Annotated in this window: 30 protein-coding genes and 1 pseudogene; 14 read left to right on the top strand and 17 right to left on the bottom strand. The window is 43.2% G+C overall.

Annotation, left to right across the window (positions count from 1 at the left end; genetic code table 11):
* The first annotated feature begins 16 nt into the window (after window positions 1–16).
* The 3 genes from MAS10914_RS0105435 to MAS10914_RS0105425 all read left to right on the top strand — a co-directional run bounded on the left by MAS10914_RS0105435 (window position 17) and on the right by MAS10914_RS0105425 (window position 2,571).
* Window positions 17–577, top strand: coding sequence for a GNAT family N-acetyltransferase (locus MAS10914_RS0105435; protein ID WP_017314893.1), 561 nt, complete (start codon window positions 17–19; stop codon window positions 575–577).
* Between the two features lie 92 nt (window positions 578–669).
* Window positions 670–1,131, top strand: coding sequence for a GUN4 domain-containing protein (locus tag MAS10914_RS0105430; protein ID WP_017314892.1), 462 nt, complete (start codon window positions 670–672; stop codon window positions 1,129–1,131).
* Between the two features lie 15 nt (window positions 1,132–1,146).
* Window positions 1,147–2,571: an ATP-binding protein gene (locus MAS10914_RS0105425; RefSeq protein WP_017314891.1), complete on the top strand. Its 1,425-nt coding sequence runs from the start codon at window positions 1,147–1,149 to the stop codon at window positions 2,569–2,571.
* A 6-nt stretch (window positions 2,572–2,577) separates the two neighbouring features.
* Here MAS10914_RS0105425 and MAS10914_RS0105420 read toward each other — a convergent pair whose 3' ends face one another.
* Window positions 2,578–4,410 (bottom strand): ATP-binding protein, encoded by a 1,833-nt coding sequence (locus MAS10914_RS0105420; RefSeq protein ID WP_017314890.1) that lies wholly within the window; start codon window positions 4,408–4,410, stop codon window positions 2,578–2,580.
* 255 nt (window positions 4,411–4,665) lie between these two features.
* Here MAS10914_RS0105420 and add point away from each other — a divergent pair, with 255 nt between their 5' ends.
* Window positions 4,666–5,718 (top strand): adenosine deaminase, encoded by a 1,053-nt coding sequence (gene add, locus MAS10914_RS0105415; RefSeq protein WP_017314889.1) that lies wholly within the window; start codon window positions 4,666–4,668, stop codon window positions 5,716–5,718.
* On the opposite strand, the gene MAS10914_RS0105410 is transcribed toward add, so the two are convergent.
* The 8 genes from MAS10914_RS0105410 to MAS10914_RS0105370 all read right to left on the bottom strand — a co-directional run bounded on the left by MAS10914_RS0105410 (window position 5,715) and on the right by MAS10914_RS0105370 (window position 11,609).
* Window positions 5,715–6,254: a (2Fe-2S) ferredoxin domain-containing protein gene (locus MAS10914_RS0105410; protein ID WP_017314888.1), complete on the bottom strand. Its 540-nt coding sequence runs from the start codon at window positions 6,252–6,254 to the stop codon at window positions 5,715–5,717. The genes add and MAS10914_RS0105410 overlap by 4 nt on opposite strands.
* A 103-nt stretch (window positions 6,255–6,357) precedes the next feature.
* Complete coding sequence (nifT, locus tag MAS10914_RS0105405; protein ID WP_017314887.1) at window positions 6,358–6,561, bottom strand: putative nitrogen fixation protein NifT; 204 nt, start codon at window positions 6,559–6,561, stop codon at window positions 6,358–6,360.
* A gap of 74 nt (window positions 6,562–6,635) precedes the next feature.
* Window positions 6,636–6,905 (bottom strand): nitrogen fixation protein NifZ, encoded by a 270-nt coding sequence (locus MAS10914_RS0105400; RefSeq protein WP_017314886.1) that lies wholly within the window; start codon window positions 6,903–6,905, stop codon window positions 6,636–6,638.
* A complete protein-coding gene (gene nifV, locus MAS10914_RS0105395) occupies window positions 6,892–8,028 on the bottom strand; it encodes a homocitrate synthase (RefSeq protein ID WP_017314885.1) in 1,137 nt (378 codons plus the stop codon). Before nifV ends, MAS10914_RS0105400 begins: the two co-directional genes overlap by 14 nt.
* 686 nt (window positions 8,029–8,714) lie before the next feature.
* Window positions 8,715–8,912, bottom strand: coding sequence for a DUF2949 domain-containing protein (locus MAS10914_RS0105385; protein WP_017314883.1), 198 nt, complete (start codon window positions 8,910–8,912; stop codon window positions 8,715–8,717).
* A gap of 182 nt (window positions 8,913–9,094) precedes the next feature.
* Window positions 9,095–9,340, bottom strand: a complete 246-nt coding sequence (locus tag MAS10914_RS0105380) for an Asr1405/Asl0597 family protein (protein WP_017314882.1) — start codon at window positions 9,338–9,340, stop codon at window positions 9,095–9,097.
* Window positions 9,341–9,342: 2 nt separating this feature from the next.
* The gene (gene cysE / locus MAS10914_RS0105375) at window positions 9,343–10,098 is read right to left on the bottom strand and encodes a serine O-acetyltransferase (RefSeq protein ID WP_017314881.1); all 756 of its coding nucleotides are present in this window, start codon (window positions 10,096–10,098) and stop codon (window positions 9,343–9,345) included.
* A gap of 563 nt (window positions 10,099–10,661) precedes the next feature.
* Window positions 10,662–11,609, bottom strand: coding sequence for an NAD(P)-dependent alcohol dehydrogenase (locus MAS10914_RS0105370; RefSeq protein ID WP_017314880.1), 948 nt, complete (start codon window positions 11,607–11,609; stop codon window positions 10,662–10,664).
* Window positions 11,610–12,577: 968 nt separating this feature from the next.
* Here MAS10914_RS0105370 and nifB point away from each other — a divergent pair.
* From nifB to nifD, 7 genes are all read left to right on the top strand, one after another.
* Window positions 12,578–14,038, top strand: coding sequence for a nitrogenase cofactor biosynthesis protein NifB (gene nifB / locus MAS10914_RS0105360; RefSeq protein WP_017314878.1), 1,461 nt, complete (start codon window positions 12,578–12,580; stop codon window positions 14,036–14,038).
* A 128-nt stretch (window positions 14,039–14,166) separates the two neighbouring features.
* Window positions 14,167–14,520, top strand: a complete 354-nt coding sequence (locus tag MAS10914_RS0105355; protein ID WP_017314877.1) for a DUF362 domain-containing protein — start codon at window positions 14,167–14,169, stop codon at window positions 14,518–14,520.
* A 61-nt stretch (window positions 14,521–14,581) separates the two neighbouring features.
* On the top strand, window positions 14,582–15,790 hold the full coding sequence (gene nifS, locus MAS10914_RS0105350; protein WP_017314876.1) for a cysteine desulfurase NifS: 1,209 nt from the start codon (window positions 14,582–14,584) through the stop codon (window positions 15,788–15,790).
* A gap of 74 nt (window positions 15,791–15,864) precedes the next feature.
* Window positions 15,865–16,767, top strand: coding sequence for a Fe-S cluster assembly protein NifU (gene nifU / locus MAS10914_RS0105345; RefSeq protein WP_017314875.1), 903 nt, complete (start codon window positions 15,865–15,867; stop codon window positions 16,765–16,767).
* A gap of 155 nt (window positions 16,768–16,922) precedes the next feature.
* Entirely contained in the window at window positions 16,923–17,279 is a 357-nt protein-coding gene (locus MAS10914_RS0105340) for a group I truncated hemoglobin (protein ID WP_017314874.1), read from the top strand.
* A gap of 469 nt (window positions 17,280–17,748) precedes the next feature.
* Window positions 17,749–18,645: a nitrogenase iron protein gene (nifH, locus tag MAS10914_RS0105335; RefSeq protein ID WP_017314873.1), complete on the top strand. Its 897-nt coding sequence runs from the start codon at window positions 17,749–17,751 to the stop codon at window positions 18,643–18,645.
* A 202-nt stretch (window positions 18,646–18,847) separates the two neighbouring features.
* A complete protein-coding gene (nifD, locus tag MAS10914_RS0105325) occupies window positions 18,848–20,290 on the top strand; it encodes a nitrogenase molybdenum-iron protein alpha chain (RefSeq protein WP_017314871.1) in 1,443 nt (480 codons plus the stop codon).
* Between the two features lie 249 nt (window positions 20,291–20,539).
* Here the strand turns inward: nifD and MAS10914_RS0105320 are convergent, their stop codons facing one another.
* The 7 genes and pseudogenes from MAS10914_RS0105320 to MAS10914_RS0105305 all read right to left on the bottom strand — a co-directional run bounded on the left by MAS10914_RS0105320 (window position 20,540) and on the right by MAS10914_RS0105305 (window position 24,322).
* A complete protein-coding gene (locus MAS10914_RS0105320; RefSeq protein WP_017314870.1) occupies window positions 20,540–21,415 on the bottom strand; it encodes a toll/interleukin-1 receptor domain-containing protein in 876 nt (291 codons plus the stop codon).
* Between the two features lie 464 nt (window positions 21,416–21,879).
* A complete protein-coding gene (locus MAS10914_RS33920) occupies window positions 21,880–22,038 on the bottom strand; it encodes a hypothetical protein (protein WP_156818090.1) in 159 nt (52 codons plus the stop codon).
* Between the two features lie 231 nt (window positions 22,039–22,269).
* Complete coding sequence (locus MAS10914_RS0105315) at window positions 22,270–22,527, bottom strand: hypothetical protein (protein WP_026082346.1); 258 nt, start codon at window positions 22,525–22,527, stop codon at window positions 22,270–22,272.
* Window positions 22,514–22,756 (bottom strand): annotated as a pseudogene (locus MAS10914_RS32620) (BrnT family toxin); the annotation flags it as partial. The pseudogene MAS10914_RS32620 and the gene MAS10914_RS0105315, both read right to left, overlap by 14 nt.
* A 379-nt stretch (window positions 22,757–23,135) precedes the next feature.
* The gene (locus MAS10914_RS33915; RefSeq protein ID WP_156818089.1) at window positions 23,136–23,348 is read right to left on the bottom strand and encodes a hypothetical protein; all 213 of its coding nucleotides are present in this window, start codon (window positions 23,346–23,348) and stop codon (window positions 23,136–23,138) included.
* Entirely contained in the window at window positions 23,332–23,541 is a 210-nt protein-coding gene (locus tag MAS10914_RS0105310) for a DUF433 domain-containing protein (protein ID WP_017314868.1), read from the bottom strand. Before MAS10914_RS0105310 ends, MAS10914_RS33915 begins: the two co-directional genes overlap by 17 nt.
* 202 nt (window positions 23,542–23,743) lie before the next feature.
* Window positions 23,744–24,322, bottom strand: coding sequence for a hypothetical protein (locus MAS10914_RS0105305; protein ID WP_017314867.1), 579 nt, complete (start codon window positions 24,320–24,322; stop codon window positions 23,744–23,746).
* Between the two features lie 500 nt (window positions 24,323–24,822).
* Between MAS10914_RS0105305 and MAS10914_RS0105300 the strand changes: the two genes are divergently transcribed.
* Both MAS10914_RS0105300 and MAS10914_RS33910 read left to right on the top strand, forming a co-directional pair.
* Window positions 24,823–25,269 (top strand): hypothetical protein, encoded by a 447-nt coding sequence (locus tag MAS10914_RS0105300; RefSeq protein ID WP_026082345.1) that lies wholly within the window; start codon window positions 24,823–24,825, stop codon window positions 25,267–25,269.
* Window positions 25,241–25,417 (top strand): hypothetical protein, encoded by a 177-nt coding sequence (locus MAS10914_RS33910; protein WP_156818088.1) that lies wholly within the window; start codon window positions 25,241–25,243, stop codon window positions 25,415–25,417. The genes MAS10914_RS0105300 and MAS10914_RS33910 overlap by 29 nt, the downstream gene beginning before the upstream one ends.
* A 134-nt stretch (window positions 25,418–25,551) precedes the next feature.
* On the opposite strand, the gene MAS10914_RS29630 is transcribed toward MAS10914_RS33910, so the two are convergent.
* Entirely contained in the window at window positions 25,552–26,292 is a 741-nt protein-coding gene (locus MAS10914_RS29630; protein WP_269635044.1) for a transposase, read from the bottom strand.
* Between the two features lie 128 nt (window positions 26,293–26,420).
* On the opposite strand from MAS10914_RS29630, the gene MAS10914_RS0105285 reads away from it, so the two are divergent.
* Entirely contained in the window at window positions 26,421–26,984 is a 564-nt protein-coding gene (locus MAS10914_RS0105285; protein WP_017314863.1) for a Uma2 family endonuclease, read from the top strand.
* Window positions 26,985–26,993 lie beyond the last annotated feature (9 nt).

The following is a 26,993-nucleotide window of genomic DNA, read 5'->3' as shown; positions in this document are numbered from 1 at the left end:
TGATTGATTGCAAGCTATGGCTGAGATTTTCCAAACACAGCGCCTGATTATCCGTGAGTGGATACCTGAAGCTGATGCGGCACAAGCCTTTGAAATCTACGGCGACCCAGAGGTGGTAGGCTTTCTTAGTGTTAACAAGCCGGAGGAGAGTGTAGCAACCCAGCGGGCGGCGCTGCAACGACTGGTTGACCGCTACGTTAAACTCAATAATGGCAGTGGCGTTTGGGCAATTGTTGAAAAGCAAACCGGAGAAATTGTAGGAACTGTCCTGCTGAAACAATTACCTGATAAAGAGGGTAAACCAACTCAGGATTTTCATGTGGGTTGGCATTTAAAGAAAGCAGCTTGGGGCAAAGGTTATGCAACAGAAGCCGGACGCGGTGCTATTGAGTATGGATTTAATATCCTTAAATTACCAGTCATCTATGCAGTGGCGACGCCTGACAATTACGCTTCAATTCGGGTAACTCAAAAGCTTGGCATGATACCAATGGGTCGCACTCACAAATATTACGCTGTTGAACTAGAGTTATTTAAACTGGATGCAGATCAGTTTTTTCTATCTTCCCAAATTTAACAGCATTTTCGTTTTGAGATGTCTATTACTAATACAGCCAAGGTTTAATATTTACTCATAGTGCTGAAAATTTTGAGACTTAGGAGGAGCGGGTGTCCGAAGTGGAACTATTATCTGATGTTGGTGCGGACTATACCCGACTGCGTGACCTGTTGGAAGCTGCCAAGTGGAAAGAAGCCGATGAGGAAACGGGTACACTCATGCTCAAAGTTGCCAGTCGGGAAACTCAAGGCTTACTAGATAGCGAATCTATCAGCAAATTCCCCTGCACAGACCTTCGCACAATTGATCGGCTTTGGGTGAAATACTCCAAAGGGCGTTTTGGCTTTAGTGTGCAAAAGCGCATCTATGATGAAGTTGGGAAAGACTCCGAGAAGTGGGGCGATCTCGTTGGATGGCGTCAAGGAGGCATCTGGTTGAACTTCTCAGACCTCACTTTCAATATCGATGCCCCAACTGGTCACCTACCGGGACGGTTTGCGCGTTTCCCGGTGGGGTGGGGGTGGTGGTTTGGTCCTTTTCTCGTATCGAGAATTGAAGAGTGTAGCCTATAATCTCAAGGTGTCATCATGCTTGCTATAGAAACTTTACGCCAAGTTCCTCTCTTTTCCAAACTAGCAGACGAACGGTTGCAATGGCTACTTGATCAAGGTGTTGAAGTATGGCGGGAACCTGGAGAAATTCATCGTTATGAAGGCGACCCTGCTGACCATGTTTTTGTATTGCTAGAAGGTCAAATTCGGATTACACAAAAAGTTGGCAATCAAGACATTTTGTTGGCGATGTACGAATCAAAAACGCTGTTTGGTGAATTGCCTGTGTTAATGGGGCAGACACATTTCTGGGCTACTGGTCGTGCTGTGACTCGTAGCCATATTTTGGAATTGCCAAACCAGGTGTTTTGGGAAATGCTTTCAAGTTGTACTTGTGTCATGACCGCGATTCTACGCACAATGGCAGAAAGGTTGCAATCTGTACAAACGATATCACAGCATAGAGAAAAACTAGTTGCATTGGGAACTTTGGCAGCAGGGTTGGCACACGAGTTGAATAACCCTGCCTCCGCTTGTCGCAGGGCTGTGGGACAATTACGCCAAACCAGGCAGGTGTTGCAGCCTTTAACTGTAAAGCTGAATCAAAAAGAAATGACCTGTGACCAAAAAGCGTTTGTTGCCAAGTTGCAACAAGATGCGTTAGCGAAGCTTTCCGAAGGAATCGCCCGTGCTAGAACAGCAGCCAGACTCGATCCGCTAACACAAAGCGATCGCGAGGACGAGGTGATGCAATGGTTAGAAGCACACAATGTTGGCAATAGCTGGAAACTAGCTCCCACACTGGTGACAGCAGGACTCGACATCGAATGGCTGGAAAATGTTAAGAAGAATGTAGGTGAATTGTTAGTGGGTAATGTCTTGACTTGGACAGAGATAACGTTACAAGAATGGGGATTGTTAGACGAACTTGACCATTGTACGACCCGAATCTCTACCCTAGTTGATGCGGTCAAAGATTATTCTTACATGGATCGAGCACCCCTTCAGGAAATAAACGTACATGAGGGGATAGAAAGTACTCTCACAATTTTGAATCACAAGTTAAAGCAGAGTCATGTAGTGATCACGCGGGAGTATGACTGTGAAGTGCCGCTTATCAGTGCCTATGGCAGAGAACTCAATCAAGTTTGGACGAATTTGATTGATAATGCGATCGATGCCATTCATGGGCAAGAAGGTCAAATCTGGATTCGTACCAGTTGCGAAAGTGACTTTTTGCTTGTGGAGATTGCTGATAATGGTTCCGGAATTCCCCCAGAGGTTCAGTCTCATCTTTTCGAGCCATTTTTCACGACTAAAGGTGTGGGTAAGGGTACCGGGTTAGGTTTGCATATTGTCTATGGTATTGTTGTGGGACAGCATCAGGGTGATATTCGGGTGTTCTCCCAGCCAGGAGACACAAGGTTTCAGGTGCGGTTGCCAATGAATTTGTCGTCATGAGCGCAGCTACTGTGACTGCTTGATGGGAATACTAATCACGAATTCTGTACCTTCTCCCAGCGCTGAATTGACTTCCAAAGTTCCTCCATGTTTTTCCACAATAATTTGATAGCTAATTGATAGCCCCAACCCTGTACCTTTTCCCACAGGTTTTGTAGTGAAGAAAGGATCAAATAGTTTGGAGCGTACTTCTTCGGTCATTCCAGAGCCATTGTCTAAAATTCGTATCACCATCCAGTTGTTGTCAAGTACCTGAGTGCGAATCCGAATCATAGGAGCAGGAGGTTTACTATTCCTCGCCGCCTCTTCAAGGGCATCTATAGCATTGGCGAAGGTATTCATAAACACCTGGTTAAGTTGACCTGGGTAGCAAAAGACTAAAGGCAGTTGTCCGTATTCTTTAATAACTTTAATTTGTGGATGCTCATGCGTCGCTTTCAATCGGTGTTCTAAAATCATTAACGTACTATCTATGCCTTCATGAATATCCACTTTTTTAAATTCGGCTTCATTCAGGCGAGAAAAATTTCGTAACTCGAGGACAATCTTAGTAATTCGTTGTGTTCCAACACTCATGGAATTAAGGAGTTTAGTTAAGTCTTCTGTAATAAAATCAAGTTCAATGGCTTTGATTTTCTCTTGAATTTCTTTTGGAGGTATTGGGTAGTGCTGTTGATAAATTTGTATCAGTTCCAGTAAATCTTGAGTATATGCTTGGGCATGAATGAGATTGCCTTGAATAAAACTGACAGGATTATTAATTTCATGGGCAATACCTGCTACCATTTGACCCAAACTAGACATTTTTTCAGATTGCATCAGTTGAGCTTGGGTAAGCTGAAGTTCTCTAAGTATTTGTTGAAGATGCAAATTTTTTCTGATTAATTCCTGAGTTCTTTCTTGGACTTTTTCTTCTAAATTAGAACTGTAAAAGTGCAACTGTTTGTTTGCTTCCTTCTGGTCTTCAAATAACTGCCTAACAAATTGAAGTAGGTAATTGAAAGAGGAAGCTAATACACCTAGTTCATCTTTGCTGATAACAGGAACTTGCAGGTCAAAATTCGCTTGTTGAGTGACTTTTTGGGCTAAATTAGTTACCATCTTCAAAGGATGGGAAATCGCCTGACTCGTTTGGATAGCAAACAGAGTAGAAGTTAAAACTGACAGAACTATACTAAGCAGCATAATTTCAACCCACAGCTTTTCCATAGCTTTAAGGTTGGCTAAGGCTGCTATTTTCTCTTTAGTAACCAGGTGTTCTACTTCATCTATACTCTTAACACAACTCTCAAATTTGAAAGCTACAGGACCACGGTTAAAATTCACCAGCAATTTTTGAGATGTCTCCACGTCTTTTAACTGCGATTTAGAGGGAGCCATTTGCTGCACAAGTTTCTCTATTTCTTGAAAATATGTTATTTCAATTAAATTGTCATATTTTTTCACAAGCTGCTCAAACGCTTCCACCTCTTGCGTTAACTCCTCGATTTCTGGCTTTGCGTAAGAATCTTTAAGTCTCGACCATGCTTGACGCGCCTTAGCAATATGTTCCCTAAAAAGGGAATATTCTTGCCAGAACTTTTCCGGCTCTGATAAGACAAATGCCAAGCTTTTCTGACGGGAGTGTGCGTATAACAGGTTAATTTGCAAAGATTCAATCAAAACATTTTCCTCTATGGCATCCTCTATCAGCTTCCTAGCTTGTCGCTGGTAGAAAGAGCCAATGAGGCTTCCAGTTACCATCCCAGAAATAGCAATTCCCAGCGCAAGGGTATATCCTAAGCCTATTTTTTGACCGACCTTAAGACGGTAAAGCCACTGTTTTAAACTTCTTAACATTGTAATACCGATTTGCTGTTAGCAATGTCTTCTCAGTTTGTAGTATTCCCACCGAAACGGGTAGTAGCGAAGCTGTGACAAGTTGCAATTGGACACCATCGACGTTTCTCATGTTTGCTGTAGTCCAAGTTATTTGCCTAAGCATTACTATCCCAATGTCAAAATGGGTATACCTTTGAAGCAAGAATTCTTTGACGTAAAATGGCAAAGCGGCCCTGATCAGGAAAAACGTCCGTCTGTTAAGGAAGCATTTTTATGCAATTTTATACTTCTGTGCAGATTTCTTCAACACTCGCTCATCGCCTTGAAGCCATGCCGAAAGTAGAAATTCATGTGCATCTTGAAGGTGCAACAGATGCAGAAACCATCTATGAGATGGCTAAACGGAATCAGGTAGAATTACCTGTTGCTTCACTTGATGAATGGAAAAAGTTCTATAAATTTCGGGATTTTAATCATTTTATTCAGGTTTATGTCACTGCTAGCAAGTGTATACAAACACCTGACGATTATGTCTTGATGGTAGAGCGATTCATCAAGCATCAATCAGAGCAAAATATTCGCTACAGTGAAGCCTTTGTGAGTGTTTCCCTACATTCTAAAAAATTAACAGATGATGAATTGCTTGCTGCCCTATCTGCCGGAATGTCTGCTGGCGAAGCTAAATACAATAGCCGTGTGAACTTTATTGCTGACATTTCCCGCGAATATCCTGACACACAAAGCAAAGTTTTAGAGTTTGCCCTTAAAGGTCAGGAAAAAGGAATTATCATTGGTCTTGGTTTAGGTGGAATAGAACTAGGAAACCCAGCACAAAATTTTGCTGAAACTTATAAGGAAGCTAAAAGACAAGGACTCAGAGTGGTCGCTCATGCTGGCGAAGCTGATGGCGCGCAAAGTATTCGTGGTGCGATAGAGAGTTTGCACGCGGAACGTATTGGACACGGGATTAGATGTTTAGAAGATGCAGAACTCCTTGAGGAACTACATCACAGTCAGATACCACTTGAAGTATCACCACAAAGTAACTACTGCTTAGGCAGTGTACCACGTCATCAACAGCATCCAATTCGTCAGATGATTGATGCTGGATTATACTGCACACTCAATTCTGACGATCCAGCCATGTTTTCAACCAGCTTGTATAACGAATATGTGACGCTGGCTGCTCAAGGCTTTTCCTGGGAAGAACTTTGGCAGTTGAATCTTAATACACTTGAAGCCAGTTTTTTAAGCGAAACGGAAAAAGCTAAGTATCGTGACCAGTGGCAGGAATTTTTACTATGTACACATCCGTTGAAAACTTAACTCAAATAATCTTCCAGCAAAGATACAATCGCCTCTGGACGAAGATTTCTATATTCTTTTTTCCCAATTTGCAAGATAAAATTAGGTGCGCTTTTACAACATTTTAAACAGCTAGTCCGCTCAATGATGACGTGGTCAGATAAACCGCGATCGCACAATATCTTTTGTAATTCTGTTAATAACCCTTTTCCACCCCGCTTTATACAACCAGATTTTTGACAAACTAAAATCTTGGCTTTGGGAGGGCACTTTTGTTGTTGAAGGGGTGTTTTTTGAGTGTGACAAAAACCAAGTGGTATTATCTTAAAAGCTTTTAATTTAATTTCGCCTGTGTGCGTGTCTAGCTTCCTAATACCAGACACACGAATTTGCTCACCAGGAACGAGGGATAAACTGAGAAGTTGACGCAACTCTTTGGGAATTTTAACTTGCACATCCTCGGATTCTAAAGCCAATCCAAAGTATTTAAATTTGCCTGGAGTATCACCTACAAAACCAAGAAACTGTCCCTCAAGGTTAAATTCTGATAAGCCCATATTGAATATTGGATTTAAGATTTTAGATTAAATTTTGTTAGTTGTTAGTTGTCGGTTATTCCACTAACGACTAACGACTAACCAGTTTCTATCAGTAAATTTTCTACGAGAGCCGTTTAGCTTCGTAAGTCTGGGGTAACTCTAGGGGGTCTGGCAAATTGGGAAATGCTAATTCCCAACCATTTGCTAAAGTAAAAATCTTGCCTTCTGCTCCTTCAGTTTGTTTAACAACTTCTTCTTCAAGGTCTTTCTTAGCAACGTAGGCAATCAAAGTTCCAGCAGCATTATGACGTAGCATGACTTTCATAAAAGTTTTCCCGCTTCTAGTGGTGATATTAATGTACTAGTAAAAAGACCTCATCTCCTTTTAGGAGAAGTCGTTTACGAATCTGACTCAACAAGTTCTAATTCGTTTTTACGACAACCTACAACAAATCCTGTGGAATCTAAGAAATGCACTGCATAAATATAAGACGTTTGTAAAAACGTGCCTACACTAACGATGTAACCGATATCTCCCTTTTTCGCTAAGATAGCTCCGATTTCTTGACCGGCAAAAGTACCGTCGTTCTTAAGCATTTTGCGAGCGCGGACTTTAGCACCGATTTCAAAAGCGGGTGGCTGGTTCATCTCTAATTCATCTAACCGCATGAGAATACCTCTGTTGTTCTCGTACCAAATTCAATAGTTCCTGCACACTTAAGCTGCGTTTTTTCTGTACTGACTCTTGTCGTACCGCGTCCAAGACAGATTGAGTTTCTTGCGAGTTCAAAAAAATACCGTGCTGCTGTAGCACACTAGACAACAAATGCCGACCAGAATGCTTACCCACAACCAAACGCCGCTCCCACCCTACCTCTTCGGGAGCAAACGGTTCGTAAGTTGTGGGGTTTTGCAGTACGCCGTGAGCATGAATACCTGCTTCGTGAGCAAAGGTATTTTCACCCACAATTGCCTTCCAAGGCGGTACATTGCACCCTGATGCCGCCGCAACAAGTCGAGACAGTTCTAACAAACGAGGAGTTTCAAGACCTACATTAACGCCGTAGATACGTTTGAGAGCCATGACAACTTCTTCTAAAGCGGCATTTCCAGCTCTTTCACCCAACCCATTCACTGTTGTATTCACTGATAAGGCTCCACCTTTAATACCCGCAAGAGCGTTAGCAGTTGCTAGACCAAAATCATTGTGGGTATGTACCTCTACGGGAATTAACAAAGCCGTCACCAATCGTTTTACTTTGGTGTATGTGCTGAAGGGGTCGAGAATGCCTACTGTGTCACAGAAGCGAAACCGAGATGCACCCCACTCTTGGGCATAATGTGCTACATCTAGGAGGAAGTTTTCATCAGCTCTCGAAGAATCTTCTCCTCCTACTGCGACCCAAAGACCTTTATCAACAGCGAAGCTAATACTGTCTTTAAGTTGTTGCAAAGTTATTCGCCACTGTCCGTGAAACTTGGCAGCAATTTGGATTCCAGAGACGGGAATTGCTATATGCACTCGCTTCAAACCACAGGCTATAGAAGCCTGAATATCCGATATCACAGCGCGGTTCCAGCCAAGCAATTTAGCTTGCAAATCCAACTCAGCAATTGCCGATATCGCTCGTGTTTCTTCCTGACCCATCGCCGGAATACCGACTTCTATTTCATGAACGCCGATCACATCAAGAAACTTGGCGATCGCAACTTTCTCTTCTAGGTTGAAGGCTACTCCTGCTGCTTGTTCACCGTCACGCAGTGTCGTGTCATTTATTAGGACTTGATTCATTTAAAAAAACCTCTTAGGAAATGATGAATGATAAAAAATAAATCATGAGTAGGAAAGAACCCAAAACTATTGGAGCGGAGCCACGCCTAGGCTCCGCCTGCTGTGAGAACTCACAAAGGTTTTTTGGTGAGCAGGTGTTGAGCCAGAATGCACAGCCACTAAATTTATATGGAGATGAATAGCACTTTCCTTGTTACAGCACATTGCAAGTAAATGAAGTACAACGCGCTTTGTCTAAAAGCCAGACACTGAGAAAATTTTACTTCTGGCTTCTGACGGATGTATTCTGTGTTCTGAGTTCTCATCAAAAATCTCACTATTCATAATTCATCATTCATAATTGATAATTCTTGCCCCATCTGTATGGTATAGAACAAGAACTTGGTATCAACTACAAATTATTCTCATCAGATGGAGCTTCTGTTTCACCAAATAGCATATGGCTGAGATATGTATTAGCAAGTCCTGAAAAAAACAAGATGCTGAATCCAGCGATTAAAGTTGAAATCATAGTGACGTCCTCCCTGAAATTTTTCAATTTTTTTTGACAAATCTGCAAAAATAACTACAAAATTCACTTCCGCTTTAGCTACAACATCCCTCTGTTAATTTACATGCTTCTAGAGCAGTGTCCGGATAGTCGCTATTATTGCTATTGACATTTTTTATGTTGTAGTTTGCATTGCTTAAGCTTGGTTTTCTAACCAATCCAAAATCCGTCCTAGCTGTTCTATGTCAACTAAACCATATTGCCAAAGAAGCATTGCTAAGGGTCCATTTTCTAACTCGTGTTTGCGTAATGCTACAGCAATATCCCTTTTTGAAAGTGACATTTCATTTTGTAAAAACACAATAAAATTTATGTCTTTGTGTTCGTTAGCCATAATACAGTTTTTTACTAAAAAGAATGAAGTATCAATATTTAAGGATAAAGAATAAAGAATGAAGGATAAAAAAATAGATTTTCACTTCATAGATTACCCTTCATACTTATTTTCAAAATTCATACTTTTTTTCATACTTCCTTCTTATTTCAGATATTTCCTGAATTAAGGTAGCCAAAAATTCAAAGCTGCCAACATCTTTCTAACAAATCAATTAATTCTTGGCGACTTGCCATAAATTGCAGTACCGTACTGCGGACGAGAATCGCTGTTAAACAATTATTCACTTGCACCCGCAAAGAACCGTCAGGGAGACACCAACTTTTAATCATCAACTCTTGCAAGCGGTGATAGATTTGCCAGCGTGCGCTTACAGGAATCTGCACAATATGCTCGTCTGAGGCTTGAAAATTACACGGTTGCAACATACTTAACGTTCCTTTGTCACCAATTCTTTTTCCTTTATTTGACTTGTCAAAGTTTGCAGCTTTTGTTCAAGTTGTTCGACACGTTCTAGCAAGCACTGAATCACGCTTGCTTCTAAATCGGGTAGCTTTCCGTGTTCTAAGGGAGAGTGTTCGTCCTGCTTGTGGGAAATAATGCGACCTGGGACTCCCACAACAGTGCAATAGTCAGGAACATTTCGTAAAACAATCGAACCTGCACCGATGCGGACGCGATCGCCAATTTGAATATTGCCTAAGACTTTCGCACCTGCTCCCACAACGACGTTTTTGCCTAAGGTAGGATGGCGCTTACCACTTTCTTTTCCAGTTCCGCCGAGGGTGACACCTTGGTAAATCAGTGTGTAGTCTCCCACAACAGCGGTTTCGCCAATCACAACACCCATACCGTGGTCAATAAACACGCCCTTGCCAATCTCTGCACCAGGATGAATTTCAATTCCTGTCAGAAACCGTCCCAAGTGAGAAATGAAGCGGGGGATAAAAGCCACTCCACGGCGATGTAACCAATGGGCAACACGATGCAAACCCAGTGCATGGAATCCAGGATAGCAACACAGTACCTCCAGCCAATGATGTGCTGCCGGATCTCGCTCAAAGATGATGCGAAAATCAGTTAATATTGGCTCAAAAGAAATGCCTGAAAGCATTCGATTGGAATGGTTACAATCTGGCGTTTTTGCAATCTTTGAATTCCTAATGTGGTCGAAGGGTTGTTGCATCGGTTCTGCAGGAGTGAAAATAGCCGTGTGCTACGTTCTCTGCTTATATCAGGTGTTTGCAACGAAGCCTGTATGTCCGATGCCCATTGGATTTATTGGATTGATTAAGGCTGTACTCACCAGCCCTAAACCTTTATTTAATGCAAATTTAAAATTTCTCTTGGGGTAGGGGTGCTAGTATTTTCAGGAGCGGGGTACTGGAATTTATGGGGGAGGGGGGTAAGTATTTCTGTACTCAATCTGAATTGACTTACCTGTAAGACTTTTAAGCAGTTTAGACAAGATATTTTTGCATAAATTCACAACTGCTTACCTGTACTCAAAGATGAGGTAAACGGGATGAAAAGGAAAAATTCTGTATATCCGGTTACTATTTATTATAGTATTCCTTTGAATGTAAAAAGACTATTTCTTCTATATTTGCTTAATAGTTTTTGTCTGTAAGTATAGATACTATTTTAAATATCAACTCTTGTAGTTTAATCAACTTTGCACGGACAAAAAATGAGGACTAAAGTCCTCACTACGAACTTCTTAAGGTTACATGAGCAGGCTTGATGGACTTATTTACTCCCAACAGTAATAGCAATTTTGCCTACGGCTCGCTCAGTTTCGCTATATGCGTGAGCGGCGGCTAGTTGTTGTAAGGGATAAGTGCGGTCAATCACCGAGCGGATTTTACCAGCTTCAATCAACTCTTTTAGGTAAACCAGGTCTTGGCTCTTAGGCGTTTCTAAGATGATTTTGGCTTTTTGACCAGGAATGAACGTTGTCAGGATACTCTGCACTAAGCTTTCAATGCTGGGAAGTGTCGTCACGTAAATTCCGTTAGGTTTCAAAACTTTTCTGCAACTGGAAAAAGACTGCTTTGCAACCGCATCCAGAACAATGTCGTACTGTGCCGAATCTTGGGTAAAGTCTTGTTGTGTATAGTCGATGATGCGGTCTGCTCCCAAAGATTTCACCAATTCAATATTTTTTGTACTGCAAACTGCCGTGACTTGTACACCTAAAGCCTTGGCAATTTGCACTGCAAAAATGCCCACCCCGCCAGAAGCGCCGTTGACAAGGACGGATTGTCCTGGTTGGATATTTCCCAAGTCTCGCAGGGATTGCAAGGCTGTCAGGGCTGTTACAGGTAGAGAGGCTGCTTCTTCGTAGCTCATGTTTATGGGTTTAAGAGCAGTGCTCTTTTCTGGGATAGCTGCAAGTTCTGCGTAAGCTCCTCCTAATAAACCAACGTTTCCGTAAATTGCGTCTCCTGGCTTGAAGCGAGTCACTTGTGAGCCAACTTCTACCACCTCTCCCGACAAATCAAAGCCCAAAATCATTGGGAATTTGTTACCCGTGATAAATTTCAACATTCCCTTGCGGATTTTCCAATCTACTGGATTTACGCAACTGGCGTGAACTTTTACAAGTAACTCATTAGGCTTAATTTTCGGTGGTTCCACTTCTTCGTACTGCAACACCTCAGGGGAACCATACCGACGAATAACGACTGCTTTCATAGTCTTGCTCCTGGTATCCTGATTCTTTGGCGGAATTAGGAAGACATTTTTTTCAGTGTAGCGATTATAGCGAGCGCCCCTTGGGCGGCTCCCTTTGGGGCGCTGTTCCTTGCACGATCGCAAGAGCGCACCACATTAGGATAAAATCTCATTTAGACAAAGTGAAAAACATCAGAGCTAAAGTGCCTTCTTAATTTGCTGCGACTGGATTAAAGCAGAACTTAATGAAAAAAATTACTATGGAAATGTGGAATTTATGAGGATATCAAATATTAAAAAAATTTAAATTGCATTTTTTCCTGAAAAAAAATGATAGGTTGTATACAGAATTGAATTTCGCAACTTTCTGGAGTAGCTCTCCGTAACCTACTCCATATTTCCAAAAGTCAAATACCCCTTTAGATGGTGCTCTGAGTGTTGCTGAATCAGCCTTTGAGTACAAGTAAAACAAGCTAAAAAAAAGCTAAAATTTTGCTCAAATCCTTGCTGAGATTGGGTTTTGTTTGAGTACACAAATACTTGTCCCCATTTCCATAAATACTCGAACCCCAACCCAAAAATTCTAGTACCCACCACCCAGAAAAAAATTTTGTGAGTCCTTAAAAGCCCAAAAGGTAAGGGTTTTTAGTTTTGAGTACAAGCTTAATAAATCCAATAAATTCTATCCAGGACACAAGCGCTGCCCTAGTTTGAGACGACTGATATAAAACCTATATCGCCAACACTTAAAGCGCTCACAAAAACGGCGCTATGAGTGAGTGGAGGGATGAGATAGCACCATGCCCCTGTGAACAGAAGTCGCGGCTTGACCCGCACGTTTCCCAAGTCAAAGAGCGTTGACACACCAGCCTTTGAAAACTTGAGTAGACAGCGTAAGTACAAGACGCGGCTTCCATTCCTGAAAAGTAAAGTAGCTATAACATCTTCCATAGTGGCAGCGTTAGTACCTGACAAGCATGCGGAATTCAATGACACAGTCAACAGGACTCGTTACACACCCAGGTGCAGAACCTACACCAACCAAAGCAAAATCCAGTGGTTGCGGCAGCGGCTGTGGCAGCGACAGCAGCACCACAGTGGAAATGGATGAAAGACTTCAACAACGTATTGCCAATCATCCCTGCTACAGCGAAGAAGCTCATCACCACTTCGCAAGATTGCACGTTGCCGTCGCCCCAGCCTGCAACATTCAATGCAACTACTGCAATCGCAAATACGACTGCGCTAACGAAAGCCGTCCTGGAGTGGTGAGCGAATTGCTTACCCCAGAAGAAGCAGCGCACAAAGCTTTAGTGATTGCAGGCAAGATTCCTCAATTGACCGTGTTGGGAATTGCAGGTCCTGGCGACCCACTGGCAAATCCAGAAAAAACTTTCCGTACCTTTGAGTTGATTGCCGAGAAAGCGCCAGATATCAAGCTTTGTCTGTCAACGAATGGTTTAATGCTGCCCGAGTATGTAGACCGCATCAAACAACTCAATATCGACCACGTTACTATTACCATTAACATGGTAGACCCAGAAATTGGGGCAAAGATTTATCCTTGGGTTCACTACAAGCGCAAGCGTTATAGAGGCATCGAAGGAGTCAAAATTCTGCACGAAAAGCAGATGGAAGGATTGCAAGCCCTCAAGGAAGCGGATATTTTGTGCAAAGTCAACTCGGTGATGATTCCGGGAATTAATGACGAACACCTGACAGAGGTGAATAAGGTTATTCGTTCCAAAGGCGCATTCCTTCACAATATTATGCCGCTAATTTCCGCACCGGAACACGGCACCCACTTTGGTTTGACTGGTCAGCGCGGTCCCTCTCCCAAAGAACTCAAACAAGTGCAAGATAGCTGCGCTGGTAATATGAAAATGATGCGTCATTGCCGCCAGTGTCGCGCCGATGCAGTCGGTCTTTTGGGTGAAGACCGTAGCCAAGAATTTACCAAAGATAAATTCATGGACATGACCCCAGAATATGACCTCCAAAAACGCCAAGAGGTTCACGCAGGTATTGCGAAGTTTCAAGAAGAACTAAAAGCAGCCAAAGAAAAAACTGTAGAGACGCGCCATGGCGCGTCTCTACAAAACAGCCCAAAAATCCTAGTTGCTGTGGCGACTAAGGGTGGCGGATTGGTGAATCAGCACTTTGGTCATGTTAAGGAATTCCAGATTTACGAAGTCGATGGTAATGATGCCCGCTTTGTTGGTCATCGCAAAGTTGACCACTATTGCCAAGGTGGATACGGAGAGAAAGCCACTCTAGACAATATCATCCAAGCGATCGCTGATTGTAAAGCGGTGTTGGTTTCTAAAATTGGCGACAGTCCCAAGGAAAAAGTACATAAAGCTGGTCTACAAACAGTCGAAGCTTACGACGTTATTGAAAAGGTTGCTTTGGAATTTTACCAGCAATATTTACAGGAACAAGAGAAATAATTTGGAAGTAAAAAGTCAAAAGTAAGAAGAATATTTTAACTTTTTACTTTTAACTTTTTACTTTCTTTCCCCCAATAAGCACTACATTTTCTCATCGTTCATCTCCACAATAAATAAGGGAAATAGTTATGACATACAAAATTACCAGCAAGTGCATTTCCTGCAAACTGTGTCTCTCTGCCTGTCCCACAGGCGCAATTAAAATAGTTGACGCTCACCACTGGATTGACTCTAACCTCTGCACAAACTGTAATGGAACTGCTTACAGTGTCCCTCAGTGCGTCGCTAGTTGTCCCACCTACGATGGTTGCGTCAAAGAAGGTGAGGATTATTGGGACTCCTGGTTTACCACTTACGATAAAGTCTTAGCGAAGTTAACAAAAAAACAAGATTATTGGGATAACTGGTATAACTTTTACTCCCAGAAATTCTCTCTTGCAGTGCAGAAGAACCAGCATCAAGCATCGGAAGTAAAAGCTTAAATCCACATCCCATACCGAGTTTCATAAATTTTTGGTTGTAGTTTAATTAAGATTGGAAGCAATGCAAAAAGAATGCATTTATCTCGATAATAATGCCACCACCAAGGTAGACCCGGAAGTTGTAGAGGCGATGCTGCCCTACATAACTGATTACTACGGTAACCCCTCGAGTATGCACACCTTTGGTGGGCAAGTCGGTAAAGCGGTTAAACAAGCACGAGAACAAGTTGCAGCCCTCTTAGGTGCGGATGACTCAGAAATTATCTTTACCAGTGGAGGAACTGAGGGAGATAACGCCGCTATCAAAGCAGCACTGTTAGCACAACCAGAAAAACGACACATTGTGACTACGCAAGTAGAACACCCAGCAGTGCTGAATCTTTGCCAACAATTGGAAACCCAAGGTTATTCTGTCACGTATCTTTCAGTAAATCGTCAAGGGCAATTAGATTTAAATGAACTGGAAGCCTCTTTGACAGGTAATACGGCTCTAGTGACGATTATGTATGCCAATAACGAAACCGGCGTGGTTTTCCCAATTGAGCAGATTGGTTTGCGGGCAAAAGAAAGTGGCGCACTCTTTCATGTTGATGCGGTGCAAGCAGTGGGGAAAATCCCCACGAACATGAAGACGAGCACTATTGATATGCTCACCCTCTCTGGTCATAAGATTCATGCACCTAAAGGAATTGGCGCATTGTATGTACGGCGCGGAGTTCGGTTCCGTCCCCTGGTGATTGGCGGAGGACAAGAACGCGGAAGACGATCAGGAACAGAAAATGTTCCCGGAATAGTTGCGCTGGGCAAAGCAGCTGAACTAGAATTATTTCATATAGAAGAGGCGACTACCAGAGAAAAGCGGTTACGCGATCGCCTCGAGCAAACCCTCATCGCCAAAATTCCTGATTGTGAAGTGAACGGTGATCCAACCCAAAGATTGCCAAACACCACCAACATTGGCTTCAAGTACATTGAAGGTGAGGCAATTCTCCTCCACCTAAACAAACACAACATTTGTGCCTCATCTGGTTCTGCTTGCAGTTCTGGCTCTCTAGAACCCTCCCATGTTCTACGAGCAATGGGCTTACCCTACACCATCTTGCATGGTTCTATCCGCTTCAGCCTTTGCCGTTACACCACAGAAGCCGAGATTGATAGAGTTTTAGCTGTCATGCCCAGTATTGTGGAACATCTACGCGCCCTCTCGCCCTTCAAGAGTGATCAAGCGAGTTGGCTGCAACAACAACAAAAAGCTCTGACTCATCACTAATGGGTTTGTAGTGAGCGCTTAAGCGCTTACTACAAGTCAATCCAAAATTCAAAATTCACAATCTAAAATCGGCTATGTGGGAATATACAGATAAAGTCATGGATCTCTTCTACAATCCCAAAAATCAAGGGGTGTTAGAAGACAAGAGCGAAACTGGAATCAAAATTGCTGTTGGAGAGGTAGGCAGCATTGCTTGTGGAGATGCTTTAAGGCTGCACCTTAAAATTGAGGAAGAAAGCGACAAGATCGTTGATGCTCGTTATCAAACCTTTGGCTGTACCAGCGCTATTGCATCTTCTGAAGCTTTGGTAGATATAATCAAGGGTTTAACCCTAGACGAAGCTCTCAATGTCTCTAACAAAGATATTGCCAACTACCTTGGCGGATTGCCACAAGCAAAGATGCATTGCTCTGTGATGGGACAAGAAGCGCTAGAAGCAGCAATCTACAATTACCGAGGTATTGCTCACGATGTGCATGAAGACGATGATGAAGGAGCGTTAGTTTGCACCTGCTTTGGCATCAGTGAAAACAAGATTCGGCGGGTGATTGTAGAAAATAATCTCACCGCTGCTGAAGAAGTCACAAATTATGTCAAAGCGGGTGGCGGATGCGGTTCTTGTTTGACAACGATTGATGATATCATTGCATCCGTGCATAGATCTGCTGCCCCTGTAAGTTATTCTCCCAAAAAGAATACGGCGAGTCAGCCAGCCGAAAAACAGTTGACACCTGTGCAAAAGATTGCACTTATTCAAAAAGTTCTAGATGAAGAAGTCAGACCCGTTCTAATCGCCGACGGGGGTGATGTCGAACTTTACGACGTTGAAGGCGAGAACGTGAAAGTTTTGCTACAAGGTGCTTGCGGTTCGTGTTCTAGCAGCACAGCAACGCTCAAGATTGCGATTGAAGCGAGATTGCGCGATCGCGTGAGTCAAAAGCTTGTAGTCGAAGCAGTTGAGCCATCATTGCTTTAGGACTTATGTACTCTACAAATATGCCATAGCATCAGCCAAGTACAGAAAGTAGGATTTGACTTAGATAATTGTCTTCCAATCAACGCTTCAGTCCTACTGACAACAAACAGCAACAGCACATATTCGTCATCCAACTCGCTTCAAAGGAGAAAGATATGGACAAGTTGTACGACAAGCTTGGCGGAAAACCAACTCTTGAGAAAGTCGTGGACGATTTCCACAAACGGATTATGGCAGACAACACCCTCAAGCCCTTTTTCGCTAATACAGATATGGAAAAGCAGCGTCGTCATCAAGTTGCTTTCTTCGCTCAGATTTTTGAGGGTCCAAACGAGTACACGGGTCGCGCAATGGAAAAAACCCACGCGGGTATGAATCTACAACCACAACACTTCGATGCAATTGTCAAGCACCTTACTGAGGCAATGGCTGCGGGTGGAGCATCACCAGAGGACACAAACGCCGCAGTTGCTCGTGTCAACAATTTGAAGGGCGCTATTTTGAACAAGTAATCGGACTTACGCATTGATTGCGTTGACAAATCGCTACGTCAAGTCCTACTTGGTATTTCCTCTGACACATATTATGACGTATTTGTAAAGTACATAAATCCTTTGTCATTAGTCAGGACAAATGACTAATGACAAAGAATAAACAAAAATTTAACGAGGAAATTGATGATGTTGCTTTCAATAGTTTTAGTGGTAGAGCGTGCGCCACCAGCGACGTTCTACAAGCGGTCCGCCCCTTCGGGGTTCGACAGTCGCTCCTAGGGGAAACCACGGCAAGTCCTACAAAGAAACGGACAGTTTCTTCCGGCAGGGTTACCCTCCTCCGAAGCGCGGTAGCTCCTCGCTTCGCCAGGTACTGTCCTGGGAAACCTCCAAGGGCGCGCTGCCCACCACTGTAACCCAACAGGTGTGAACCCATCACAAAAACGCAAAGACCCACCAATCAACCAATTGCAGGAGAAAAACAATCATGTCCGTTGACGAAAAAATTAGACAGATAGCTTTCTACGGCAAGGGCGGTATCGGTAAATCCACCACCTCTCAAAACACCCTCGCCGCTATGGCAGAAATGGGTCAGCGCATTTTGATTGTGGGTTGCGACCCCAAAGCTGACTCTACCCGTTTGATGCTGCACAGCAAAGCTCAAACCACCGTGTTGCACTTGGCTGCTGAACGGGGTGCTGTAGAAGACCTAGAACTCGAAGAAGTGATGCTCACAGGTTTCCGTGGTGTGCGTTGCGTGGAGTCTGGTGGTCCTGAACCCGGTGTAGGTTGCGCCGGTCGTGGTATCATCACCGCCATTAATTTCTTGGAAGAAAACGGTGCTTACCAAGACGTTGACTTCGTTAGCTACGACGTGTTGGGTGACGTTGTCTGCGGTGGTTTCGCTATGCCTATTCGTGAAGGCAAAGCACAAGAAATCTACATCGTGACCTCTGGTGAGATGATGGCGATGTATGCAGCTAATAACATCGCTCGCGGTATTCTTAAGTATGCTCACACCGGCGGTGTGCGCTTGGGTGGTTTGATTTGTAACAGCCGTAATACTGACCGGGAAATCGAACTTATCGAAACCTTGGCAAAACGCTTGAACACCCAAATGATTCACTTCGTACCCCGTGACAACATCGTTCAGCACGCAGAATTGCGTCGGATGACTGTTAACGAGTACGCACCTGAAAGCAACCAAGCTAAAGAATATCGGACATTGGCTACGAAGATCATCAACAACAAAAATCTAGCTATCCCCACACCAATCGAGATGGAAGAGTTAGAAGAATTGTTGATTGAATTCGGTATTCTCGAAAGCGAGGAAAATGCTGCAATGCTGATTGGCAAGAGTGCTGCTGAAGCTCCTGTAGTATAAATCGCTGCTAAGAAATAATGCTCTACCAAAAGGAAAAAGGGAAAAGAAAAAATTGCATAATTTCTCTTTGATCTTCTCCCAACATTCCTTTTATATCCCAAGGGGACCTGTGAGTCCCCAAACCCCAAAGGGGACAACGGGCAGTTAAATAGTCCTCCCCTACTCCCCCCATCTCCATTCCTTAGGTGCAACAGAGGCAAAAATGACTCCTCCAGAAGATAAGAACATCATCGAAGAAAGAAAAGAACTAATTAAAGAAGTTCTAGACGCTTACCCAGAAAAAGCTAAGAAAAAGCGGGAAAAGCACTTAAACGTATACGAAGAAGGTAAGAGCGACTGCGGCGTTAAGTCTAACATTAAATCCCTTCCCGGTGTCATGACCGCTCGTGGTTGTGCTTATGCTGGTTCTAAGGGTGTGGTTTGGGGTCCCATCAAAGATATGATCCACATCAGCCACGGTCCTGTAGGTTGCGGTTACTGGTCTTGGTCTGGTCGTCGTAACTACTACATCGGCACCACAGGTGTTGACACCTTTGGTACAATGCACTTCACCTCCGACTTCCAAGAACGGGATATCGTTTTCGGCGGTGACAAAAAACTCACCAAACTCATCCAAGAACTCGACGAACTCTTCCCCCTCAACCGTGGTGTTTCCATTCAATCTGAATGTCCCATCGGTCTAATTGGGGATGACATCGAAGCAGTTGCTAAGAAAACATCAAAAGAGATTGACAAACCAGTTGTCCCCGTACGTTGCGAAGGCTTCCGGGGTGTTTCCCAGTCCCTTGGACACCACATTGCGAACGATATGGTTCGTGACTGGGTGTTCACCAGATCCGATAAGGAAAGAAAAGAAGGAAAGCTGCAATTTGAGGGTACTCCCTATGATGTAGCAATTATCGGTGACTACAACATCGGTGGTGATGCTTGGGCTAGCCGTATCCTGCTAGAAGAACTCGGCTTGCGCGTAGTCGCCCAGTGGTCAGGTGATGGCACCATCAACGAGATGATGCAGACACCAAACGTGAAGATGAACCTCATCCACTGCTACCGGTCGATGAACTACATCAGCCGTCACATGGAAGAAGCTTACGGTATACCCTGGTTGGAATACAACTTCTTTGGCCCTACCAAGATTGCCGAATCCTTACGGGAAATCGCTTCTAAATTTGACGAGAAGATCCAAGAAAACGCTGAGAAGATCATCGCCAAGTATCAGCCAGTCATGGATGAAATCGTCGCTAAGTACCGTCCAGGTTTGGAAGGCAAGACTGTCGCCATGATGGTTGGTGGATTACGTCCTCGCCACGTCGTTCCCGCGTTCCAAGATTTGGGAATGAAGATGGTTGGTACTGGTTATGAGTTCGCTCACAACGACGACTACAAGCGCACCACCGACTACATCGAAAACGGCACCATCGTTTATGACGACGTGACCGCATATGAGTTCGAGGAGTTTGTGAAAGCACTCAAGCCCGACCTCATCGCCTCCGGTGTGAAAGAGAAGTACGTTTTCCAAAAGATGGGTCTTCCTTTCCGTCAAATGCACTCTTGGGATTACTCCGGACTTGGTAACTGGGGATGGAAGTCAGGTAAGGCAAGGTTTTTTAGCAGTCACAGAAAAAAGAGTCTATTTCTAGCCTAAATGGGAGTTTTAGGGTTATCCAGGAACAATCTGTTTTTATGCTTAAGACAGTATAACTCTTATTCTGTCTGGTTTTGAGATTTTGCTTGCATTTTGCTTAAAGAAAAACTGTAAACTCAAAAACTATTTTTAATGACGATTTTTTAGATTAAATGGTGCCGCAGCTACGCCCGTCGTAGACATTTTCCGTTCCGCGTGCAGCCATTTGTTAGGTATTCTAGCAGCATTAAATTAACACTTTTCTCCATTTTACATTCCATAGTATTTTGCACTAAAGCCTACTGTTAAAGGAGCTTCATCATATAAACAAGAAACACTTATTTTTAACTTTTTTCTATGATCATAATAAGTGTGGAAGTGTGTTTGCTTTCGTGCAAGTTCTAGTTCAGATGGATTTATACTAAGCGATCCAAGTATTGGTACTGAGTCAAACTCTTGTGTTTGCAAATGAGGTGCTGTTTTCTTCAGATCAATTTCAACATAATTGATGAAATTACCCTCAGCTTCAAGGAGCATATGACAATCATCATTATCAATAATTATATTGCCGACTTCATTCGGTCCTTGCCCCACGGCAGTTGAGGCGGAGGCAATGCTCATACCTATATATTGGAATGGTCTGTGAAATGGCTTACTAAATAAAGGAAGATTTATTATCGCTGCTTTGTTCAATGCTTGCCCCAAGGTAGCACCAGTAAGATTGCTTTCAAGAGCATTTTTATTACATACAACCTCAATACTACGCACAAGTTTTTCAAAAGCATCTTCATACCGAGACTCTTCGGTAAAATCAGCATAAAACTTACCAAATAAAAAACCCGGTAATTCACATTTCCGATACATAATCGGAAGAACTTTAACTTTTTTCTCCATAATTTCTTGGTTCATAGCTACATCTACTTCTCGCTGTACCCAAGACGAAGCAATTGAATTTGGAGATAAAATAACAGCAACATAGTCTACTTTATCCAAACCACTTCTGATTTTCCCTATTAAAGATTCTCCAACTTTTATTTCAGCTTCATCAAGCCAAATTTTAACGCCGTGGTTGTCCAAATCTCTTGCAAGTTTCCTAACAAAAGGTTTGTCTTCCTTGTTATGGCTAAGAAATACACTTACTGTCATCTATGTGCATACTCCATTTAGATACCTAACTAGTAATTAAACTGAAACTTTCCGTCTAATTACCGGATTTGGGATAGTTATCTGGAATTGTTCCATCTAATACTTAGATTAGAATACTATACAAAAAGTTTCCGTCTAATTACCTAATTTGGGGTGGTTATCCAGAATTTTTCCATCTAATATTCCTATTTGGACATTAGATGGAAATTGTCCCTATATTTACCCTAATTGAGGCTGTAATTGAAACAGTATCAGTTTCGTAGAGCAAGTTTAACTGCGTTACCAAACAGCCCGCCGTAGACATCGCTCCGACTTAATAATATTGTAGGCGGTCGTGTGATCTAGATGGGGGATGCGATGGGCTACGCCCGCCAAAGGCAATGCTGCCAAAGGGGCAAGCGCACTAAATAATACTCAATTTCGTAAGTAAGCTTAAACTGCGTAGGCGTAGTCCGTCGTAGCGATCACCTCGAAACACACAGCCACTGCATCAGGTTTGGAATTGTATGTGAGATGCGATCGCGTAAGCGCAAGCGCACGCCCAAAGGGCGAACGCGTAGCGTGTCCGGAGGACTCAGCGGGCGCTCTGCGCCATCGCTGCGAAGGCGGGCACTTTGTGCCATCGCTCAAACCAATATTCATCTCTATATTGAACTTACATCAATACCAAATAGCGAACGCTTTCGCTCAACAACACGCCAGTGCATATTCATACTGGATGAAGTTAAGCGCGCGCTTCTAACTCAGCGAATGGTTTGAGTTTCGTAGTTTTCAATTAAAACACCAATAACTTCCATTAGTGATCGGTTCTACAACTTAGGTAATGCAAGCTTTTTTAGTGGCGCGAACAGTTCTCAACCGTCCGGTGCATTTGAATTGTTAGCTTGCGTTGTGGGAGAAAGAGCTTGGTTATCTCGTATGACTCTGATCAAAAATCGTAACGCCTCATTAACCGCATCAGCTGTAGGAAACATCTCTGCAACATCAGGTTCTAACCACACAGTTGCTCCACCAAAACTTTTTCTTTCAGAGCCTAACCTTCTGACTCGTAAGCTCTTCAAGTCATACTCCATCCGCAGATCATCTTCCATCTCTGACTTATCCCTCTTCATAGGCTTCTCGCTCGGTTCGTGTCACTTCTCTTGCGCTGATGAGGCGAATCGAATCTCCTCTTTCGGTATACGACACAATCAGCAATCGCTCTCGATTTGACTTTCCAACAATGAGGTATCGCTCCTCGTCTTCAGAGTGGTCTGGATCATAAAAGTCAACATAGAGAGGATCATCAAAAACAGTTTTTGCTTCCTCAAATGAGACTCCATGCTTGGACAGATTGCTTGCTGCCTTGTTTTTGTTCTACTCAAACTGCATGATAATAGTATAATACTGCCATTCAAGAGCTTTTTGCCACGTTCTATCAACGAAAATCACCCGTAGCAGCAACGCCGGATCAGATTGAACCATTTGCAATCTATGAGTTATTGTATAGGAATTCTGTGTAATATCAAATTACATTGAGCTTGCACAGAATGTTAAAGCTTTAAGATGTTTATACATTAAAGGTAATCACGATGTGAGTGATTTCCTATTTTATGCAGGCTCATTGTAAAACGATATAAGGCGCGATTGCACTAAAATCATGCTTGGTTTCGTACAGCCAGTTTAACGGCGATCGCCCCAACTCAACAATATGCCATTGCATATTTCGAGATTATATGTGCTATGCACAAGAAGTAACTCCCGTCGTAGTGATCGCCTTGAAACAAACAGCTACTGCATCAGGGTTTGGAATTGTATGTGAGATGCTGCGATCGCGTAAGCGCAAGCGCACGCCCAAAGGGCGAACGCGTAGCGTGTCCGGAGGACTCAGCGGGCGCTCTGCGCCATCGCCGGAGGCGGGCACTTTGTGCCATCGCTCAAAACTTTTTCTCACGATTAGCAGCGAAAGCAAGACAAGCCTTAATATCCTCAGAAGTGAGTTCAGAAAAATCTTCGAGAATTTCCGCCTCAGTCATACCACCTGCGAGATATTCCAAGACATCGTATACAGTTATTCGCATACCTCGGATGCAAGGTTTTCCGCTACGTTTGCCAGGTTCAATCGTGATAATGTCGTGGTAGTCCATAAGCTATTTCTAAGTTATCCATCCATGTTATAAGAAAGCTGAAAATTCAGTGAAATGCATAAGCAATGCACAAAAAGTAGCCCGTCGTAGACATCGCACTTTTGTGTCTACATCAATTACCCCTACTTCATACCTCATCAAAACAGGAAGCGCTATATTTATGGGGATTTACTATGGGAATTTACTTTTTACTTTTTAAGGTTTAATCTGGGAAAGCCACACCAGTCATTGGGTCACGGATATACAGCCCTAGTGTGAGACTACGCATCACTTCATCCCAAACGGGTGTTAGCTGCTGTGCCTGATCTGCCCAATAATCGAATGTAATCAAGCACTGAACATTCGACCCTAAACCAATGCAAGTTCGCGAGAAAGCTTCGCGTGGTTCTGTCTGGGTATCGATAAACTTAATCTCTGTCCAGACAATCTTGGCAGTTTGGCGCTTGATGGTAAAGATTTCTCCCGATTCAATGACGTTGCGACTGTCGTCTTCTATGATTTTCTTCAAGGTGGATTTTAGCGGAAACTTGCTCCAGTCGTTGGGTGGTAAACGATTGAAAGATACTTCCAAACAGCAATCATCATCTGGTGATTTTTTATCGAGAAACTTGAACGATTTTTCTTGTGGCTCTAAAATCCAATTTTGGGGAACATTGAAGCGAACAGACCCCCGATCTGCGACAAAAATTTTGTAGCCTGGTGGAGATTCCCAGTGATGGTCAGGTTTTAGTTCAAGCGTTTCTTTAATCCACTGGAGATTGCTTTTTTTACGCTTTGCCATAGTGTTGAATGCAAATCTGCTAAAGAGGTGCGATGGCACCGAGTGCTCGCCATAGGCGATGGCGCAAAGCACCCACCAACGGTTATCGCCCACTTCGTTAATAGTATCAAATTGCTAGTAGGGTGCGTTGTCGCTTGCGGAACGCACCACATCAATATTGTTTTCTCAGTTTGCCTGTTTGCTTTCTCATCTGAGTAATTCACTTATTCATTTTGGTGTTTTCCACAAGCAAAATGACAAATTGCTTTCTCAATTTGCCTGTTTGCTTTCTTATTTCAGTAGTTCACGCATGCATTTTGGTGTTTTCCGCAAGCAAAATGACAGATTGCTTTCTCAATTTGCCTGTTTGCTTTCTTATTTCAGTAATTCACGCACTCATGACAACTATCGCGCTTGTAGCAAAATCGATTGGAAATTTGCCGGAATTCTCTGGTGCTGATTAATAGGTCAGTTTTTTAAAGTAAAGAATATTAACCGTACTGTATTCAAAGGTGTATGTCATGGCTCGTAGAAAAAGAAGCTCCCAGATGTTAGAAAAAGCAGCGCGTCGTGCGGCTAGCATAAACTCAATTGATCCGAATTTAGATTTAGGCAATGGACTCACCCTACCTGCTTTCTCAACCCTGATCGAGACGATGCGAACTAGAGAGAATGCTTACAACAGTGCCCTTTCCCAACTGGATAAGTTATACCGTGAAATGCTCCAAACAGAGCGCGAGTTGGGAGATATGGCAGAGCATATGCTGTTGGGAGTTGCGACTCGATATGGCAAAAGCAGTGTGGAGTACGGTATGGCGGGAGGAGTTCCTAAGAACCAGCGCCGCAAGGGACTGCGAGGCGAGTTGCCAACTCCCAGTCTTGAACAACAGAGATTTGTTGCCAGTGTGGACGGCAACGGCAGCAAAAATGGCAACGATAATGGAAACAAAGCAACAGCGACCAGTTAGGATGTGCGCTATTACTCAAAATTTTATCGGCGTTGCTGAATTGAAATATGAAACCAAATGTAGTGATGCAGTGCTACGTCTCTACAGGATTTTGGTCATGCAAAATCCTTTTCATTCATGGATTCAGCAACGCCAAATGATGACTTGACTTATGCTCGTGGTGAGTAACACTTCACCAATTCTGAATTTGGCAAATATTCATCAGCTTATCCTTTTGCCGCAACCGATTAATCCATTTGGAAAATAACAAATAACAGCTTTTGACACTCCCCATGCCTACACTCAATTCACTTCGTTCCGTTCGTTAAAGGCAGGGGATTCTTGTTCTGGCTTCACTAACCCCATACGGGAGTTAGATCCACTTACCTTGCTCAGAGGAGTGCCATTCACCTCGCCCGATTGAACGCCATTGACCATTACAGCCAAAGGTTGCTGAAGCTCAATCGGGCAGGACAAACCAACCCAGTTGCCAATATTTCTACTAGCTCCATAGTCAGCGTGTCCTCGATATCTACATCGATGGCAAGTATAATCGTGCTTGTTTCGCTCATTAATTGCGCCACACTTGGGACAAGATTTTGTCGTGTATGGTGCGGGTACTTTTTCGACTACAATTCCAGCTATTTGAGCTTTATAAAAGATGAATTGCTCTAGTTGAAAATAGCTCCAATAATCACGATTTTGGCTAGCATCCGACTTTTGTTTCTTCTTCTGCTTAGTCGTCTGTCTAATGTTAGACAAATCTTCCAAGCGAATCCCACACTTAAAGTCAACCGCTAGCTGCACAATTTCTTTGCTAATGATGTGGTTGATATGTTTTATCATCCGGCGCTCTTTCTGTTCTAGTCGCTTGATAACCCGCATCTTCTTGGCTTTTTGCAACCGTCTGCGTTTGGCAGCATAGTGCTTGCGAATTTTACGAATGCGGGCAAACTTCCAAAACTTAGGCATTCCAGATGGAAGACTTGCAACAGCAAGTATATTTTGCCCTCGATCTACACCAAATCTTGCAAGTCTATGCAAGTTAATGACGGGGATTAAAATCCCCTGCTCTCTACATCCCCATGTTTAGAAAACAGGGGCATTGAGCGCGCTATCGGTAAAATAATAAATAATAGCAGTGCAACTTACCCCTGTTAAGAAAACCTTAGATGGTACAGATTCCTGCCAAACCCCTAACTCTCAACGAATTTCTGAAACTACCGGAGACGGAACCTGCCAGTGAATATATTGATGGGCGTATTATCCAAAAACCAATGCCACAAGGAGAGCATAGCGTCATTCAAACTGAGTTAGCACCTGCAATCAACTTTGTCGTAAAATCCAAACAAATTGCGCGAGCTTTCTCAGAACTTCGCTGTACCTTTGGTGGACGCTCAATTGTCCCTGACATTTCAGTGTTTTTATGGGGAAGAATCCCACGCAAGGAAAATGGTGGAGTTGCTAACATCTTCTCAATTGCCCCAGATTGGACAATAGAAATTTTATCTCCTGACCAAAGTCAAACTAAAGTTACCAAAAATATTCTGCATTGTCTCAAGCATGGAACTCAGATGGGATGGCTCATTGATCCAGAAGAACAATCTGTGTTTGTTTACCCGCCAGATCAAAGCGCCAGTTTTTACGATGAACCTGGAACACGTTTGCCAGTGCCAGAATTTGCTAAAGATTTCAACCTTACTGTAGAAGGTTTGTTTGGTTGGTTGCTTGAGTAAGTTATACTT

The sequence above is a fragment of the Mastigocladopsis repens PCC 10914 genome, assembly GCF_000315565.1.
Classification (GTDB): domain Bacteria; phylum Cyanobacteriota; class Cyanobacteriia; order Cyanobacteriales; family Nostocaceae; genus Mastigocladopsis; species Mastigocladopsis repens.
The sequence above is the reverse complement of the archived record's forward strand: the minus strand, read 5'-3'. Positions and strand labels throughout refer to the sequence as shown.